The organism is Pedobacter sp. 01N416 (assembly GCF_056399685.1).
This window is the reverse complement of the sequence record NZ_JBFTRT010000023.1, coordinates 1-16,495: the sequence shown is the minus strand read 5'-3', so window position 1 is coordinate 16,495 and position 16,495 is coordinate 1. Positions and strand designations below refer to the sequence as shown.

Here is a 16,495-nt window from a genome sequence, read left to right as displayed (position 1 = left end):
ACTCGGATGTATGGCGCAAAAAAGCGATACACTGGTTACCTATAATTTTGGAGGTAGCTCCACAAAAAAGGAAAGTGTAAGCGTATATAAAATTAACAAGAGAGATACGCTCGCATGGGTTAAAACTACCGCCGATAAAAACTTTGTTCTGCTTAAAAAAGAGACCTTTGCCGATGAGCAGCTAACGATACATAATGGAAACTATCAGGAGTTTTTGAATGGCAAACTCTTTATCCACGGACATTATGATAAGAATGCTAAAGTAGGAAAATGGATCATTTACGATTCTTTGGGCAACACGGCGCAAGAAATCCATTTCTTGAACAATAAGTTTGATGGTTTATATAAATCTTATTATGATAAAGAGCATATAAAAGATCAAGGTTGTTTTAGTCGGGGCCTAAAAACCGGGGAATGGAAATTCTTTTACCTCAACCAACAACTGGCAGCCAAAGAGCTTTATAATACAACAGGCGATTTAACAGACAGTGCGTATTTTGATCAAAACGATCGGCCAACGGTGAAGAAAAACATTTTAACCGAGCCAATTTTCAAGGGCGGTTATCCGAGGTTTTATAAATTCCTGGCTAAAAACCTTCGTTTTCCTGACCCCGATCTAACTGGCAGGGTAGTTTGTTCCGTAACGGTAAATACCGACGGCCGTTTATCAAACATCGAAATATTTTCCTCATCGCACGATAGCCTAAGTCAGGAAGCCATTAGGGTGCYCAAATTATCACCTCCATGGCTTCCAGGTACTTTGTTTGGTGAACCTATGGCTATGCAAACCAAAATTGCAATCAACTTTACAATTAACTGATGATTTCTTTTTTGATAACTGAACCATCCTAAACGGAGTTTATTTGGAAAGAAAAAGTAGATGTAAAATTAGTGCCCAGCAATGAACAACTATCGGAAGTTAGGGATATCGCTAACAAAAAAAGTTATAGCTTTATTCTCAAGAAAGTGAAAGTTTAATAATACCAAACCGTTTAATAAATTATTAAAAATTATTATCTTCATTAAAACTTCATATCAATTAATCAATTTTATATCAACAAATAACGAGTAAACAAAAATTAAGGATTATGAAACCTCTGAGTGAAAACGAAGAAGCTTTATGGTAATTAAAAAACAAATCTAAAAAACATGAAAAAATTATTGAGTTTAATCGCAATCGCAGCATTTGGTTTAACAACAGCATTTGCTCAGACACCAGCAACAGCTCCAGCAGCTAAAGCTAAAACAGTTGTTAAAAAAGAAGTAAAAACTACAACTGCACCAGTAAAAGCAGGTGTAAAACAAGAGGCTAAAAAAGTAGAAACTAAAACAACTACTACAGCTGCTAAAGTAAAAGCAGATGGCACGCCAGATATGCGTTTTAAAGAAAATAAAGCAAAGGCGGTAACTAAAGTTGCTGGTCCAACTAAAAAAGACGGAACAGCTGATATGCGTTACAAAGCAAATAAAGCTGCTGCTAAAAAGAATTAGGTTCAGGTTTATAATTTGAAGGGTCTCCAATGAAAATCGGAGGCCCTTTTTTTGTTTTAATGGTACCTGTTCGAAAGACACATTAGGTGCATTCAAAGAGATGTCGTCATCTCGACTGAAGCGCAGCGGAACGGAGAGATCTATCTAGACAGATTTAGCTTCGCTGAGCACTATGTGGTTCTCGACTACGTTGCACTCCGCTCGAAATGACGGTTTTCGTTGGTCGTGATTTGCAATCACAACCGTTCAAACGGTGGATTTGTAATCCGCACGAGACTATAAGTTTATCGTCTCACCAATTTCTGGCAACAATAGTGTTTTATTTTCGCGTTTAAATTTATCTAACGCAGCCTGAGTATCAATTTCGATTACCGGAAAGGTATTGTAGTGTACACCGATTACATGATCACAGTCGAAATATTTAGTCGCAACCAAAGCATCATCAACATCCATGGTATAATTTCCGCCGATAGGTAAAATGGCATAATCCAGGTTGTAAATATCAGCCAAAACTTTCATCTCGATGGTTAAACCTGTATCGCCTGCAAAGTAAATCTGTTTGCCATCCACTTCAAGTACAAAGCCTGCAGGATTACCTCCGTAACTTCCATCTGGCAAACCCGATGAGTGGGTTGCAGGCACCATGCGTACAGTTCCCCAATCAAACGTAAATTTGCCAAAATTCATTCCATGTACTTTTTCTACACCTTGTTTACTTGCCCAATCTACTACTTCTGGCATGGCAATAACTGTAGCTTGGGTTTGCTTGGCTAGTTCTACCAGATCGGCCACATGATCGCCATGGCCATGACTAACCAGGATATAATCGGCCTCAATGGCTTTAATATCTATATGTTTAGCTAATGGATTGTGCGATATAAACGGATCGAATAGTAGTTTTTTACCGGCTGCCTCTAACAGGAAGCAAGATTGGCCGTAATAGGTATATTTCATAATAATAGTATCAAGATTTGAGTCTCGAGTAGCAAGATCGATTCTTCTTAGGATAAACAGTTAAGTTAACTAATGGTTTTATTGCCCAAACATACCGCCTAAGCCTCCAAGCATATCTTGTGCTGATGCCTGCATTTCGGCGGCACTTACCTGTTCGGCGCTTGCCATAGCCTTATTAATAGCCGTTAACAAAAGTTCTTCTAATTCTTCCTTATCGGCATTTTTCAAAAACTCCTCATCAATGGAAATTCCGGTGATGGCCTTGTTTGCTGTAGCGGTGATTTTTATGGCACCATTTTCAACTTCGCCAAATACTGAGATCGTATCAAGGCGTTTTTTAATTTCCTCGGCTTTTTGTTGAGCCGCAAATAATTTATCGAACATAATCGTTTTGTTTTAGAATCAAACTAAATCCGGCCTAAAATCGTATTGGCTTCATCAAGAAAGCGCTCAATCTTTTTAGTGCCTGTAAAGCTTTTAAGGATTAAAGTGGTTGTTTTGTTTTTGGTAGGCAATAAAATCTCTGCCCTAACTTCGGTGCCCGAATAAATAAGATTGGTTGTTTTACGGATAATATGAAAACGGACCAGGTCATCAAATGGATATTCTTTTAATACGCGGCCGGCAAAAGTGGAACGGATAATTTTCCTCTGGCTTTTATCAAAACGGATGTTGGAGGTTGCTGCAAAAAGAAGCGCTAAGCCAATAACCGCCGGAAAATAGGTGAGTAATATTTTTTGAAAAAAACCTTCGTTTGTTAAAAAATCTGGGTTAAGCAATATCGCAACGGTAACTCCTATCAAAATCAATCCCATGATTAAGCTGCCTATCTTATTATCGCGCAATAGGTACACGCCACCCTCTTCTTTAAAAAACTGAAAGTCGTAAATAGTTTGTTTAGGAATTACCGGTGCATTTGCAAAAACAAGTTCATCGATTTTTGGAAGAACTTCCTGTTGAAATTGAATCAGATTCGGATTGGTAGCTTTGTTATAACCGCTGGAGACGATTATACCCTTGCCATGCCGGTTGCTTTTTTTAAACAGCCTATAATTATATCCACTACCCATGATTTCATAAGCCTGTACCGAAGCAATATCATCAAAGGGGATTGAACCTGTTGGCAAAAAACCGATCTTCTTATATAGAACCCTGCTGTTGCCATCAAAAATTACTTTTGTTTCAGCAATAAAAATCAGTAGTAACGGAATTAATAACAGGCAGCCATAATATCCAAGAGTGACACCAGCAGAATAGCCCTGTACCGATCTCGATAAAAAGAAAATAAAGGCCGCAATTAATACAAAAAATATAAGTCCAACTATCCTTAAATTTCTTTTCGGATAGATGATCAACATGCTTGACTCAATAATCCATTTAGTTTTTGCCATAAAAATTAATCTTCGTCAGAACCCGGCAAGCTTCCGTTGCCGTGGTAAGCCCCTTTACGGATAACCGGCATATTGAAATGTTTGTACAGCTCATCAAGATGCATCAAACTTCCATTAGTAAGGTTACCTAAAAATATGATTACAATATTTTTGTCTAAATCTCGCACATAAATATGACGGAAACCATGCCACCAACCCGTATGATAAACTACTTTGTCCATCTTCTCGCCATCGAATATTCTCCAGCCATAGCCATAGTTAAAATGGCCGTTTATAGGTTTATTGCGACCTACATACGCCGAATCGAGACTCTTTTTGGTCAGTAATCTTCCGTTTTTCAAGTATTTATCAAATAATACCAAATCGTGGACCGTGCTATAAATGCCTTTATCTCCAACAGGACCGTCTAGAAAATTCTGCGCAACAGAATATCTGAAACTATTGCGGTCGTGACCAACCACATCAACCGGAATTTTTTCATACTCAGTGGTGCTATATACATGCGTGTGCTTTAATCCAGCTGGTTTAAACACATGCTCCATCATGTACTGCGAGTAACGTTGTCCGGTAACCTTTTCTATAATGGCACCCAAAACCATAAAGTTCGAGTTGTTATAGTGAAAGCGGTTATCTGGTTTAGTGTATGGGTTTGGTTTCCGCTCAGCAATAACATTCATTACTTCCTGATTGGTTACGCCTTTTTTCATGTTTCGTTTTTCCTTACGCCAGATATCATCTATAAAGTACACATAGTTCATCATGCCGCTGCGGTGAGAAAGCAATAATTTCACCGTTATGCCCTCGTATGGGAAATTAGGATAGAATTTTTTTACATTATCGTTTAACGAAAGTTTTCCGGCTTCTACCAATTGCATAATGGCTGTACCGGTAAAGGTTTTGGTAATTGAAGCCAGCTCAAATTCTGAGTTGATGGTTAAGCTATCGCGATGCAGGTAATCGGCCCATCCAACGGCTTTTTCGTAAAGAATTTTTCCATCTTTGGCTACCAGCATATTTCCGTTGAAATTGAATTTCCGGTGTAGGTTATCTACAAAATCAGCAATCCATTTATCACCTTTTTGCGGATTATAAACCAATAGAAGGCTATCTGCTTTGTCGTCGTCTTTGGTGCGGATTTTTTTTTCAGCGGCCTTTTTCTCTTCAGATTTTTTGCTTGAACATGCGGTTAGTAAAGTTACAGAGAGGGCTAATGCTGAACATATATATCGAAAATTCATTTATATTAGGGATAGTGTATTTAAAACCCGAAAATTAAAGAATTTTAGACGGTTAAAACGAAAGAGTTTTACACATTTTCGCAATTTTGATTGTACCAGCATTCAAATAAGTGACCTTTACTTCCATAAACGGGGTCGCTGTCTGGATTTTTCACTTTGGCTATGGTTTCATCTGCTTCAGGCCGTTCTTCGGCTTTGCCATATTTAATATCGTAATCTGAGCCATTCGGGTATGCACCAACAACAGTGAAGTCGTCGGTTGAGTTCAGTTTTTTATGTGCCACACCCGCAGGGATAATAATTACATCGCCTTTATCCAGTTCTATACAAACACCATGTTCACCTCCAAACTGTACATCGGCCTTGCCACAAAATACACCCATTACTTCGTGCGTATTGCTGTGGTAGTGGTGGTAATCAAAAATACCATCAACCCAGGTATTGGTATAACCGTTCTGTGCGAAAACTTTCTTGATTACTTCTTCTGTATCATCAGGGTGCAACCTAAATGTACCTTTGTAAATCATTAACGGTAAAGTAGGATTGTTCGGGAAATTGCCATTCTCCTCTATTTTATGTGCAACTAAATAAGCTTCTTGTATCAATTTTTCTTTGTCCATGATTTGCGGGTGTTTTAATAGTTAACAAAGTAATGGGCAAAGGGTTTAGAGATCGCGATTTTTTCTCCCGCAGATCCAAGGAGATTACCGCAGATTGTGGTTCTTTTATCTATCTGCGTCGGTTGCGATATCTGCGGGAAAATTTGCATTTGGGTTTTCTCCCACAGATTTAAGAAGATCGACGCAGAGTCGCTTTCTTTTTCTTAGAATTTTGATAATTACAGAGATTATAATATTTTTAGTTAATCATCCTGATTTAAGAATAGCCATTAAATTTTTATACTATGGATGAGAATGATATCTCCTACCAGATTAGGGGTGCAATATTTACAGTTTACAATGCGTTAGGCCCTGGTTTGTTAGAATCTGTTTACGAAACGGTACTGGCTTATGTTTTAACCGAAAACGGCTTAGATGTTAAGCAACAGGTAAAATTACCAGTTGTCTTTGAAGGTATAACTCTTGATGCCGGCTATCGGATAGATTTATTAATAAACGATCTGGTCATTATCGAAGTAAAATCAGTAGAAACACTTGCGCCTGTTCACCRTAAGCAGGTACTTACTTACCTGAAACTTTCTGGCTTACGACTTGGAATGCTTGTTAATTTTAATTCTTCAAACATATCACAATCAATCTGGAGAAAAGTGAATGGCCTTTAATAAATGTTTTCTATAGATTTAAGAAGATTAATGCAGATTTCAACTATTTTTATCTGTGCACTTTGCGATATCTGCGGGAAACAATTTGCTATTTGGGTTTTGTCCCACAGATTTAAGAAGATTCGCGCAGATTAAAGTTGTTGATATTCAGTACCAGAGATAAGAGACTTCCCAGCTAACTTTTAAGCGGTAATCTTTTTCCATAGCTTAACTGGCGCCAGATCCATTCGATGGGGCCATAATTATACCTCGAAAGCCACCATTTGCTAAAGTAAACCTGCAGCGTGTAAATAATAATCGCCAATATTAAATAAAAGCCTATTGGCATTGATGTCCAGATACCAAGACCAAAGCCAGAAAAAATAAGCAGGCCGATCAGGTTTTGTACCATATAATTGGTCAGGGTCATTTTGCCCATAACTGCCAAATTACCCAAAAAGGTTTTGCATTTACCTGAAATATACAGCCAGCAAATGGCGCTGGAAATAAATAACATGGTGCTTAAAATTAGCCAATAACGTATGTTATAATAATCCTTAACGTTCCACTTTAATTTATCGATAATAGGAAAATAGGCAGAAAGCATTAGGGTAACACCCAATGAAATCCAAAACATTTTTTTTACCAGCTTTATTTTGGTTGGCAATGCATTAAAGAAATTGATCTTGTACAGGCTAAAACCCCATAAAAAACAACAGAACATTACAACATGTACGGTATATAAGTACGGCTTACTGATCATTTGGGCAACATAGGTGCCTTTTAGTCCGAAGTACAGTACATCTACCAGGTGATTGCTCCTGTAGAGGTAAAACAGTTTTGTGATATCCTCGCGGCCAGTGTCGTGCAGCGAGTTGACAAAAGCACTTAATGCCGGAATAATCAACAAGAGCACCAAGCTTACCGCAAAAGTGGTTTTGGCCGAGCTTCGATAGAAGAATAGCAGTAACAGCCCTAAAATGGCATAATCTTTTAGAATATCGCCAAAAAACAATGCACTGTTAATTAATGCGAGCACCAGCAGCCAGAACATGCGACCTGCAAAAAAAGTATAAGGATTCTGCCCCTTATTGCCTATGTTGTTCATTAGAACAGCAAAACCGTAGCCAAAAAGCAAACTCAACATTGTCCACGATTTGGCTGCAAAAACTGTCTTTGAGAAATACATCAAGCCGTCGGTTAAACCATCTGGCTTGAAGAGAACAGAGTCTTTATCCAGTACAAAAAAATCATAATAATTCATCAAAACAACACCTAAAAGCGCCCAGCCTCTAAGTATATCAATAATCATCGTGCGCTGATTGAGTTGGATAGGTTGGCTTGATAGGGTATTCATACAGTAGAAATTAATTATCTTGCTTAAAGGCACGATAGAATATTTTATTAGAATTTAATGGTGCTTATTATAAAGAATGATGATGATGATGACAAAAAGGGGGATACACTACTGGTATCCCCTCAATTTTACTTCTGGCTTTCTGCCCATGTATCCATCTTCGCTTCAAAAACAGATAAGGGGAACGATCCATCTTTTAAAACCGCAGTATGAAAAGCTGCCAGTTTAAATTTCGGGCCTAATTCTTTTTCATATTTAGTTCTCAACTCTCTTATTTTCATTGCACCTGTTTTATAGCCTAAAGCTTGTGCAGGTATGCCCATGTAACGTTCAATTTCTGCTGTTGCACCTTCAGTGCTGATGGCTTCATTGTCTGTCATGTATTTTATGGCTTCTTCTCTGCTCATGTTTTTGGTATGGATGGCCACATCAACCACTAAACGGATTGCCCTATGCATTTCATCGCCCAAAGCGCCCATATGCTGGTAAGGATCTTGGTATAGGCCTAGTTCTTTACCTAATGATTCACAATATAATGCCCAACCCTCTACATAAGCATTATGTCCGCCAAAACGGCGGAAATTAGGAAGTGATTTATTTTCTTGCGTTAAAGAAATCTGATAATGGTGACCTGGAATTGCCTCGTGAAGAAAAAGAGATTCCATGCCCGAAGTGGTGTTAAATGTTTTAGCGTCTAAAATTGGCACATAAAAAATCCCTGGGCGAGACCCGTCAGCTGAACCTGGATTATACTCTGCACTGGCCGATGCTGCTCTGAAAGCTTCCGTTTGGCGGATTTCGAAAGGTGTTTTAGGTTCAACATCAAACATCTTTTTCAGATTGGGTTTCATGCGCTGGTGGATGTTTTCAAAAGCGGCTAAAACTTCTTTTGGTGTTTTATAAGGCATGAATTTTTTGTCTGTTTTCATATATTCGAAAAAAGCCTTCAAATCGCCCTTAAATCCAACTAAGTTTTTGATGCTATCCATTTGGCCTTTAATCCTGGCAACTTCTTTTAAGCCAGTTTGATAGATCTCCTCGGGCGTTTTATTGGTGGTAGTTTGTTGTTTAACCAGATAAGTGTACCAGGCCAAACCACCTGGCATGGCAGAATAGCCTGAAGTAGTTCTTGTTTTTGGTAGATATTCGTTCTGCAGGTAATCGCCCAGTTTTTTATAGGTAGGGATAATTACTTTAGTGATCGAATTGCGGTAAGCTTCTGTTAATTTTTGTTTATCTGCCGCAGAAAAACTTGCAGGCATTAATTTGATCGGCCCATAAAATAAACTTTCTTCGGGTGTAGCTACAACCATGCTCTGCATTTGAGGAATCATTTTAATCACCAATGCTTTCGGCAATACAATACCGGCGGCAGCACCTTTTTTAAAATTGCCAATGGCAGTATCGGCCCATATCGAAAATGCATCAATACGTTTTAACCAATCTTCATAATTTTTTACCGTTTTAAAAGGCTGAATACCCGTGCCAGCACCGAACTGACCAATGGTTAAAGGCAAAGCAAACATCTGGTTAAACGGTAGGTATTCGAAGTGATATTTAAGCCCTTCGATATTGATCTCCAACTGATCTTTTAAATAATCGAAAGATAATTTGTCGTTTGCACTTAGGCTTTCTCTATCGTATTTGCCCAGGCTATCTAAATAACGCTCGTTATAGCTTTTAAATTCTTTTATATAGGCTTGCGACCCATCGTTGGCTAAAAGGTCGTTATAACGCTCGTCGCCGATATAGGTGGCGTTAATGGGGTTCAGTTTTAATCCTTCCTGGTAGTATTGTTCGCACAATGCTGCAAAAGCTTTGTTTTCGGTGGTATTGTCTGAACTGCTTTTTTGTTTACAGGCGGTAAAAGCCGTAATACAGGCAGCAAAAAGAAATATCTTTTTCATTTATTTTGGGTTAAGGTTCTAATCAAAAATAGCAAATTATTAGCCATTTACGAGCGGCTCTCCTTAACGCAAAAAAGCCATCCCTTTTTAAGGATGGCTTTAGTATATGATCAGTATTAACTGAAAACTGTGAATTGCTAGCTGATTAAGCTAATAACCTGATTGGCTCTTCTAATAAACCTTTTAATGTTTGTAAGAACTGTGCTCCGGTTGCACCATCAACCACACGGTGATCGCAACCTAAAGTCAATTTCATTACGTTACCAGGAACAACAGCGCCGTTTTTAACAACAGGAACCTGTTGTATAGCACCTACTGATAAAATTGCACCATCAGGAGAGTTGATGATTGAAGTAAACTCATCAATCCCAAACATACCTAAGTTAGATACGGTGAAAGTAGAACCTTCCCAATCTGCTGGTTGTAATTTTTTAGCTTTTGCTTTACCGCCAAAATCTTTTACTTCTGCAGAGATGTGTGATAAAGATTTGCCATCAGCAAAACGCACTACTGGTACCAATAAACCATCTTCAACAGCCATAGCTACACCAATGTTGGTATGTTCGTTAAATCTGATTTTATCGCCACCCCATGATGAGTTAACAGCAGGGTGTTTTTTCAATGCAACAGCAACCGCTTTAATTACGATATCATTGAAAGAAACCTTAACAGGAGCAACAGCGTTGATTGCCGTACGTGCAGCCATTGCATTGTCCATATCAATGCTGATGGTTAAGTAGAAGTGTGGAGCAGTAAATAAACTTTCTGCTAAACGTTTTGCAATTACTTTTCGCATCTGCGAAACCGGAGCTTCAGTAAATTTAACTTCACCAACAAATTGAGGAATAACTGGTGCTGGTGCAGCAGCTTTCTCTGCAGCCGGAGCTGATGCAGATTCTGATTTTGCTGGCGCTGCACTTGGTTTAAAGTTTTCGATATCTTTTTTAATGATACGTCCACCTTCTGCACTACCTGCAACCTGTGCTAAATCGATCCCTTTATCTTTAGCAATTTTCTTAGCTAAAGGAGATGCTTTAACGCGGCTATCGGCGTTGTCTGCAGTTGTACCACATGATGAGGTTCTTGGTGTTTCAATTTCTGCAACATTTGCAGATTTTTCTTCTTTAGGTGCTTCAGCACTTTCGGCTTTTGGAGCCGGAGCTGAGCCGCCCGCTAAAATTCCACTCACATCAGTTCCTTCAGGACCAACGATAGCGATAATTCCGTTCACTTTTGCAGCAGCGCCTTTCTCTACACCAATGTGTAATAAAGTTCCGGTTGCATAGCCCATTACTTCCATAGTTGCCTTATCGGTTTCTACATCAGCAAGAACATCATCATCTTTTACTTTATCGCCAACTTTTTTATGCCATTCAGCAATAACACCTTCAGTCATGGTATCGCTTAATAAAGGCATGCGGATAACCGTAACACCTTTTGCTGCTAATTCTTCTTCGCTTAAGCCACCACCCTGAGCTGGTGCAGCTTCTTCTTTTTTCTCTTCAGCTTTTGGAGCTTCTGCGCCTTTTTCAGCTTCTAATGCTGCTTTATAATCTTCGCCTTCTTTACCAATAACGGCCATGATTGCATCAACGGGAACAGCTGTTCCTTCTTCTACACCTACGTATAAAAGAGTTCCATCCCAATAAGATTCCATATCCATTGTTGCTTTGTCAGTTTCTACTTCTGCCAAAACATCGCCGCTTTTCACTTTATCGCCCACTTTTTTATGCCACTTCGCCAAAACCCCTTCGGTCATGGTGTCGCTCATTTTGGGCATTTTAATTACATCAGCCATTATATCTAATTAATTGAAATCTTATTAATATTAGTCCATTACGTAAGGGTAGTCCTGTTGCATATATACATCTTTGTATAATTCTGATGCATCAGGCCAAGGAGATTCTTCAGCAAATTTTACTGCCTGATCTACAATTGCCTTTACTTTAGCTTCCACTTCTTCAATCCAGGCTTGGTCTGCATACTTTTCTTTAAGAATCGTTTCTCTTGCATGCTCAACTGGATCTTTTGCTTTATAATCTTCTAATTCTTCTTTGGTACGGTATTTTGCCGGATCTGACATCGAGTGACCACGGTAACGGTAAGTTCTCATTTCTAAGAAAGTAGGTCCTTCACCTTTACGTGCACGTTGGATCGCTTCGTCCATTGCATTGTGAACAGCAACCGGATCCATACCATCAACTGGCGCACATGGCATATCAAAACCTAAACCTATTTTATAAATATCGGTCATGTTAGTGGTACGTTGTACTGAGGTACCCATTGCATAACCGTTGTTTTCGCAAACAAAAATAACAGGCAATTTCCAAAGCATGGCCATGTTAAAAGTTTCGTTTAATGCACCCTGGCGCACAGCACCATCGCCCATATAACAAATGTTAACATTGTCAGTTCCTTTGTATTTTTCTGCAAAAGCAACGCCAGCACCTAATGGAATCTGACCGCCAACAATTGCATGACCACCGTAGAAGTTATGCTCTTTACTGAACATGTGCATTGAACCACCTTTACCTTTAGAGCAACCTGTAGCTTTACCGTACATTTCTGCCATAATACTATCAGCACTAACTCCTAAAGCTAAGGCATGAGCATGATCACGGTATGTTGTAATCATTGAATCACCTTTTTGCATTGCAGATATTGCACCTGCAACTACAGCTTCTTGTCCAATGTATAAATGACAAAAGCCACGTATTTTTTGTTGTCCGTATAACTGGCCAGTTTTTTCTTCGAATTTGCGCATAAGCAACATCGACTCAAACCACTTTAACCAGGTATCTTTATTTATTTCTACTGCACTCATTTTAGGGTATTTGTTTTTTGCGACAGCAAATCTAATTTTTTTATTGTAATTTTTGGCACTTTTTAGTGTAAAAACATCATAGTATTAGGGTTGTAATCAGATTTAACAGTTGTTTTACAATTAAATATAAACCCTGGCCGCCGATATCGATTTAACAGCGATTTCTTATAATTAAATCAACACCCTTTATCATAATATGGAATCAATTTATTCTGAAATTTAATTCTGTATATATGCTTATTCTCGTAATTTAAAATAAAATCGATTTATTCTTGTTTTGCGTACTGAAGTAAATCGTTTTTTGAGACAAGATGAATTTTTTAGGAGGTGTTTATCACAAAAAATGATGATGGGAAAATAAAAATGTTAATAACTTTCGTTTTTTAACGTCTAACATTTGGATAACATTTGTATAATTAATACTTTTGGTAACCAACAATAAGCCCATGTGGTGTACGTTAATGTGTAAGTGAATACCCAAACATAACTGTATAACATGATTAAAAAATTTTTGTTTTCTACTCTAATTGCTATTTGTACGCTCTCAGCCGCATTTGCGCAAACAAAAACAAAAGAATCTGGTAAAGAATTAAATGATCCCGACAACCTTGCATCACAATATTTTTCGCAGGTTATGGGTGTTGCGGTAGATGCAACTTCGAACTTAAAACTGTACAAGTTTATTTACGAATGGATCGGAACGCCTTATAGTTATGGTGGAAACACTAAAAGAGGGATCGATTGTTCGGCTTTCACTAAAGCGATTTATGATAAAGTTTTCAACACTACCATCAGAAGGAATTCGCGCGATATTTTTAGTATGGTGGATCCACTGTCTAAAGAAGATTTAAAAGAGGGCGATTTAGTTTTCTTTAAGATTAAAAGCAGAAGTATTTCACATGTTGGTATTTACCTTGGCGATAACAGATTTGCACATGCATCAAGTTCTCGTGGCGTAGTAATCAGCAACCTGAACGAGCCTTATTACAGCCGCTATTTTTACAAAGGCGGTCGCGTTTTAGAATCGTTTAAGAAAGAATTTACAGTAGAATAGTTCAGTTAACAGTTGGCCATTTTCGGTTGACAGTAAAAATATATACAATCCTCCTAAAGAAATTTTGGAGGATTTTTTTTTATACCATAAAATCAAGAATGAAGTTTTTCAATACCTTAATCCTTTCTTTCGTCGCAATAGTTATTTTAATTAGCTGCACGAGCAATAATGCACAGATTACCACGCCTGTAGCCAGGCAAGATACGTTAATCAGAAAAATAAAGGATACCATCTCCATTACTGCTGTTGGCGATATTATGCTCGGCTCCGCTTTTCCATCTAAAAGCAACCTCCCTCCTGATGATGCTGTAAACAGCTTCCAGGCGGTTGATAGTTTATTAAAAGGAGATATTGTTTTTGGAAACTTAGAGGGCTGTTTTCTCAACTCAGGCAATTCGAACAAATGTAATGACATTAACCCAAACAACTGCTATGCTTTTAGAATGCCCGAGCGTTATGCCGGGATATATAAGGATGCAGGATTTAATGTTTTAAGCATCGCCAATAACCATGTTGGTGATTTTGATGCCAGGGGAAGAAAAAATACGGCAAGGATTTTAGATTCGCTGCAGATCCATTATGCCGGGCAGGTAAACAAACCTTTTGAAGTTTTTGAAAAAGATAGTGTAAAGTATGCATTCTGTGCCTTTGCGCCAAACGAGAATACGGTATCGATTAATAAAATCGACAGTGCCAAGGCTTTGGTTGCCCGCTTAAAATTGATGGCCGATATTGTGATTGTTTCTTTTCATGGCGGTGGTGAAGGTGCAAGGTTTGAACATGTTCCCCGTAAAAACGAAATTTTTTATAAAGAGAACAGAGGTAATGTTTATGCCTTTGCACATGCAGTTATTGATGCCGGTGCCGATGTAGTGCTGGGGCATGGCCCGCATGTAACCCGGGCTGTTGAAGTGTATAAAAATAAATTCATCGCTTACAGCTTGGGTAATTTTTGCACTTATGGCATGTTTAGCTTAAAAGGCAATAATGGTATTGCGCCCTTGGTTCAACTAAAAATAAATGCGAAGGGCGATTTTCTATATGCAGATATTGTATCAGTTAAACAGGATATGATTAACCGTTTAACTCTGGATGATAATTATGGTGCCTTTAAACGGATTAAAGAATTGACAGATATTGATTTTATTGGCCATCAGCTAAAATTCGCTGATAACAGGATCAGTTTAAAAGATTAATCTTCTGCGACATCAATCTCAATTTATTTCAGAATATTTGTTGTATGAAAAAAGGATTAATACTTCATTATATTATAGGTATTGCAGCTGCAATTTTAGTATTGGCAGCAGCCTACTACATCAACCAAAATTCTGAGAACCTATTGTCTGCAGGAATTATTATCCTGGCGGGTTGCCTGGTTGCTTTTAGCCAGTACCAGATCATCAAGCACAAAAAGAAGCAATAGTATGATAGCAATTATATTACAGGCTACGAAAGCTGATAACTTTAAAGATGGGATCTATCTTGGTTTAGCCATCGGAGCTGCTTTGTATTGTTTGTACTATCTAAAAAGTTTAGGAGAAACCTAGTTTAACTTTCGTCCTTTGTGTTCTTCACCAAGCCAATTCCTGATACAAAGAATATAAGTCCGATGATGCCATAAACCATTAATCCCCTTGTATTTTCGCTGTGGCTTACAAAACCATAGCCAGCGTATATTAAACCAATTATACCAAGTACGGTTAAGATGGTTCCAAAAGTGCGTTTTACATTCATATGATTATTATTTAATAAGGTAAAGACAAAATATCATCGTTTTTGTTTTAAGGAAACAAAGAAGTCCATCTCATTGACTGAAATGGACTTCTTTTATTAAATGAAAAGGTAACTTACCAAACACCTAATCTGTTTGCCGGAGTTACATACATTTTTGCTGTTGCAGGAATATTGAATGCCTTGTAAAATGCTTCCATATTATAAACAGGGCCGTTTACTCGGAACATCTCCGGGCTATGCGGATCTGTTTTTAACCTTACACGCATACTTTCATCGCGGGTTTTGATTCTCCATACCTGGGCAAAGCTTAAAAAGAAACGTTGGTCAGGAGTAAAACCATCAACCTTTTTATCGCCTTTTCCTTGCTCAGTTAATTTAAAGGCATCGTAAGCAATGTTTAAGCCACCAATATCGGCAAGGTTTTCGCCCAATGTTAATGAACCGTTTACATGCTGATTATCCAACAGCGAGAAGTTGTTGTAAAATGTTTCTACTTTACCGGCCTTAGTTTTAAATTTATCGGCATCGGCTTTTGTCCACCATTCTTTTAAGTTGCCTACTGCATCGTACTGGCGACCTTGATCGTCAAAACCATGCGTCATTTCGTGACCAATTACAGCACCTATTGCACCATAGTTAATGGCGTCATCTGCGGTAAAATCAAAGAACGGGAACTGTAAAATTCCGGCAGGGAAAACAATTTCGTTGAAAGACGGATTGTAATAGGCATTAACCGTCGGTGGAGTCATTCCCCACTCGGTTTTATCAACGTTTTTGCCGAGTTTATCCATCATTTCTTTGTAGGCATGTTTACTCGCCGATTGAAGGTTTGCATAATAAGTGTTTTTCGAAACCTCAACATCATCATACTTTTTCCATTTATCAGGATAGCCGATTTTTTTGATAAATGCATTTAGTTTTTCTAAAGCTTTCTTTTTGGTTTCAGGTGTCATCCAATCTACCTTCTGGATTCTTTCTGCATATACTTTCTGTAAATTGTTTACCAGGGTTAACATACGCTCTTTAGCCTCAGGCTTAAAATACTTTTCGGCATATAACTGACCTAAAAGCTCACCTAAATTACGATCGGTAGCATTTACGATGGCTTTCCATCTTTCTGTTGGAGCCTGTTGACCATATAGCGTTTTGGAGAAAAAATCGAATTTAGCATCTCTGAATTTTTTGGTAAAAGCATTGGACGATCTGTTTAAAGCGTCAAATTTTAATTTTTCTTTCCAAATTTCGATAGGCTGGCTTTTTACCAGGGCTGATAAGGTTTGATAA

18 protein-coding genes are annotated in these 16,495 nt (G+C 38.2%); 7 read left to right on the top strand and 11 right to left on the bottom strand.

The features are described from left to right. Together AC1DND_RS02550 and AC1DND_RS02545 are read left to right on the top strand one after the other, a co-directional pair. The coding region (locus AC1DND_RS02550; protein ID WP_477578858.1) for an energy transducer TonB at positions 1–820 on the top strand (820 nt) is incomplete at its 5' end. A gap of 329 nt (positions 821–1,149) precedes the next feature. After that, a complete protein-coding gene (locus AC1DND_RS02545) occupies positions 1,150–1,491 on the top strand; it encodes a hypothetical protein (RefSeq protein ID WP_029274964.1) in 342 nt (113 codons plus the stop codon). Positions 1,492–1,767: 276 nt separating this feature from the next. Here AC1DND_RS02545 and AC1DND_RS02540 read toward each other — a convergent pair whose 3' ends face one another. The 5 genes from AC1DND_RS02540 to AC1DND_RS02520 form a co-directional block, all read right to left on the bottom strand. Then, positions 1,768–2,445 (bottom strand): metal-dependent hydrolase, encoded by a 678-nt coding sequence (locus tag AC1DND_RS02540; protein ID WP_477578856.1) that lies wholly within the window; start codon positions 2,443–2,445, stop codon positions 1,768–1,770. Between the two features lie 78 nt (positions 2,446–2,523). Next, positions 2,524–2,829 (bottom strand): YbaB/EbfC family nucleoid-associated protein, encoded by a 306-nt coding sequence (locus AC1DND_RS02535; RefSeq protein ID WP_057930731.1) that lies wholly within the window; start codon positions 2,827–2,829, stop codon positions 2,524–2,526. Positions 2,830–2,852: 23 nt separating this feature from the next. After that, positions 2,853–3,836, bottom strand: coding sequence for a hypothetical protein (locus tag AC1DND_RS02530; protein WP_477578854.1), 984 nt, complete (start codon positions 3,834–3,836; stop codon positions 2,853–2,855). Between the two features lie 5 nt (positions 3,837–3,841). Then, on the bottom strand, positions 3,842–5,074 hold the full coding sequence (locus AC1DND_RS02525; protein ID WP_131029486.1) for a serine hydrolase domain-containing protein: 1,233 nt from the start codon (positions 5,072–5,074) through the stop codon (positions 3,842–3,844). A gap of 68 nt (positions 5,075–5,142) precedes the next feature. Further along, entirely contained in the window at positions 5,143–5,694 is a 552-nt protein-coding gene (locus AC1DND_RS02520) for a cupin domain-containing protein (RefSeq protein ID WP_477578852.1), read from the bottom strand. Between the two features lie 284 nt (positions 5,695–5,978). Between AC1DND_RS02520 and AC1DND_RS02515 the strand changes: the two genes are divergently transcribed. After that, a complete protein-coding gene (locus AC1DND_RS02515) occupies positions 5,979–6,356 on the top strand; it encodes a GxxExxY protein (protein ID WP_477578850.1) in 378 nt (125 codons plus the stop codon). Positions 6,357–6,531: 175 nt separating this feature from the next. Here AC1DND_RS02515 and AC1DND_RS02510 read toward each other — a convergent pair whose 3' ends face one another. The 4 genes from AC1DND_RS02510 to pdhA form a co-directional block, all read right to left on the bottom strand. Continuing rightward, complete coding sequence (locus tag AC1DND_RS02510) at positions 6,532–7,692, bottom strand: DUF418 domain-containing protein (protein ID WP_477578848.1); 1,161 nt, start codon at positions 7,690–7,692, stop codon at positions 6,532–6,534. Between the two features lie 128 nt (positions 7,693–7,820). Further along, complete coding sequence (locus AC1DND_RS02505) at positions 7,821–9,599, bottom strand: DUF885 domain-containing protein (protein ID WP_477578846.1); 1,779 nt, start codon at positions 9,597–9,599, stop codon at positions 7,821–7,823. A gap of 145 nt (positions 9,600–9,744) precedes the next feature. Further along, the gene (locus AC1DND_RS02500) at positions 9,745–11,397 is read right to left on the bottom strand and encodes a 2-oxo acid dehydrogenase subunit E2 (protein ID WP_477578844.1); all 1,653 of its coding nucleotides are present in this window, start codon (positions 11,395–11,397) and stop codon (positions 9,745–9,747) included. A 30-nt stretch (positions 11,398–11,427) separates the two neighbouring features. Further along, on the bottom strand, positions 11,428–12,423 hold the full coding sequence (gene pdhA, locus AC1DND_RS02495) for a pyruvate dehydrogenase (acetyl-transferring) E1 component subunit alpha (protein WP_029274973.1): 996 nt from the start codon (positions 12,421–12,423) through the stop codon (positions 11,428–11,430). A gap of 496 nt (positions 12,424–12,919) precedes the next feature. Here pdhA and AC1DND_RS02490 point away from each other — a divergent pair, with 496 nt between their 5' ends. From AC1DND_RS02490 to AC1DND_RS02475, 4 genes are all read left to right on the top strand, one after another. Then, on the top strand, positions 12,920–13,477 hold the full coding sequence (locus AC1DND_RS02490) for a C40 family peptidase (protein ID WP_029274974.1): 558 nt from the start codon (positions 12,920–12,922) through the stop codon (positions 13,475–13,477). A 98-nt stretch (positions 13,478–13,575) separates the two neighbouring features. Further along, positions 13,576–14,673 (top strand): CapA family protein, encoded by a 1,098-nt coding sequence (locus AC1DND_RS02485; RefSeq protein ID WP_477578842.1) that lies wholly within the window; start codon positions 13,576–13,578, stop codon positions 14,671–14,673. 44 nt (positions 14,674–14,717) lie between these two features. Beyond that, positions 14,718–14,900 (top strand): hypothetical protein, encoded by a 183-nt coding sequence (locus tag AC1DND_RS02480; protein WP_307525163.1) that lies wholly within the window; start codon positions 14,718–14,720, stop codon positions 14,898–14,900. Between the two features lies 1 nt (position 14,901). Then, the gene (locus AC1DND_RS02475) at positions 14,902–15,024 is read left to right on the top strand and encodes a hypothetical protein (RefSeq protein ID WP_477578839.1); all 123 of its coding nucleotides are present in this window, start codon (positions 14,902–14,904) and stop codon (positions 15,022–15,024) included. Between the two features lies 1 nt (position 15,025). Here AC1DND_RS02475 and AC1DND_RS02470 read toward each other — a convergent pair whose 3' ends face one another. Beyond that, the gene (locus tag AC1DND_RS02470) at positions 15,026–15,211 is read right to left on the bottom strand and encodes a hypothetical protein (RefSeq protein ID WP_029274977.1); all 186 of its coding nucleotides are present in this window, start codon (positions 15,209–15,211) and stop codon (positions 15,026–15,028) included. 113 nt (positions 15,212–15,324) lie between these two features. Continuing rightward, a partial coding sequence (locus tag AC1DND_RS02465) for a M13 family metallopeptidase (protein WP_477578837.1) occupies positions 15,325–16,495 on the bottom strand: 1,171 nt, incomplete at its 5' end.